We start from the raw sequence: 1,148 nt of genomic DNA on the forward strand, positions 1-1,148 counted from the left end.
TACTGACTTTGTTGGTGTGGTGTCGTGAGGGTGAGTCCGGTTCCGGTGAGGCAGCCGTCGATGATTTCGCTGCGGTACTGGATTTCACGGAGTCTGCGTCGCAGGGCTCGGATCAGGTGCTCCGGGCTGGTGAAAGCAGTATTGGCCTGGCCGGTCCTTCGGACCACCGACCAGATGCCCTCGACCGGGTTGAGGTCGGGCGCGTAGGAGGGTAGTTGGAAGGACGTGATCCAGTCGCGGGAAGTGATGAAGGCCCGCAGGCGGGCGTCCAGGTGCACGTTCAGGTTGTCCCAGACGAGCACAAGCGGGCCTTGCAGCTGGTGGTGTGCGGCGGTCAGCAGATCGCGGTACTCGGTCCAGGCAAAGCTGCGGCGGCCTGCACGTTTGTGGTCGGCATGACGCTTGGGTCTGAAGATCAGGCGCGAGCGTTCGCCAGGTTTGTAGCAGCACAGCGCGGCGATCGAGTACCGGCGCTGGGACCGGCCGCGGACCCGGACCACCGGGGTGCGGCCGCGCTTGGCCCAGGTGCGGCAGGTTGGCGGCGTCATCGAGAAGCCGGCCTCGTCCTCGAAGACGATCCAGGCATCGAGCGCCGCCGCGGTGTTTCCACCTGCGGCCACGTGTCCTTCACCCAACCGGTGACCGCGCCCTCGTCGCGCTCGGTCGCACACCTGGCGGGGACCTGGTGGCTGAAACCGTGCCGGTGCAGCATCTGCGCGATCGCCGAGAGCGTCATGGTCTTGTGGAACCGGCGGCCGATCAACGTCTTGATCCTGGACAGGGTCCAGGTCTGGTCGGACCAGCCATGCGCCACCGGCCCCTTCGCCAGCTCGGCCTCGAGCACCGCCACCAGGGGCTCGCCCAGCTTCGGTCGCGAGGCCGGACCCTGGCTCCGCAGGGCCGACTCGCCACCTTCCTGCCAGGCACACCGCCATCTCTGCACCGAACGCACACTGACCCGCAGCTGCTTTGCCACCAGCGCGTTGCCCTGCCCCGCCGCGAACATCGCTGCCGCGTCCATCCGGATGCGCTCACGAAACGCCTGCCGTTCGGCCGTCAGGCCACCCCCTTGCGGATACCTCATGGCCCTTGACGTACAGCGGCAGGCAACACATGTCAGCCGCGACAACACGCCAACAAAGTCAGTA

General features: G+C 67.0%; 2 protein-coding genes. Both read right to left on the reverse strand.

Annotation, left to right across the window (positions count from 1 at the left end):
- Window positions 1–548: transposase (locus tag ACH427_RS32335; protein WP_398875399.1), on the reverse strand; the 548-nt coding region annotated here is incomplete at its 3' end.
- Window positions 545–1,084, reverse strand: a complete 540-nt coding sequence (locus tag ACH427_RS32340; RefSeq protein WP_398875401.1) for a transposase — start codon at window positions 1,082–1,084, stop codon at window positions 545–547. The genes ACH427_RS32335 and ACH427_RS32340, both read right to left, overlap by 4 nt.
- Between the last annotated feature and the right edge of the window lie 64 nt (window positions 1,085–1,148).

Origin of the sequence: Streptomyces sp. NPDC020379 (assembly GCF_044387105.1) — a bacterium.
In the GTDB taxonomy this organism is placed as follows: domain Bacteria; phylum Actinomycetota; class Actinomycetes; order Streptomycetales; family Streptomycetaceae; genus Streptomyces.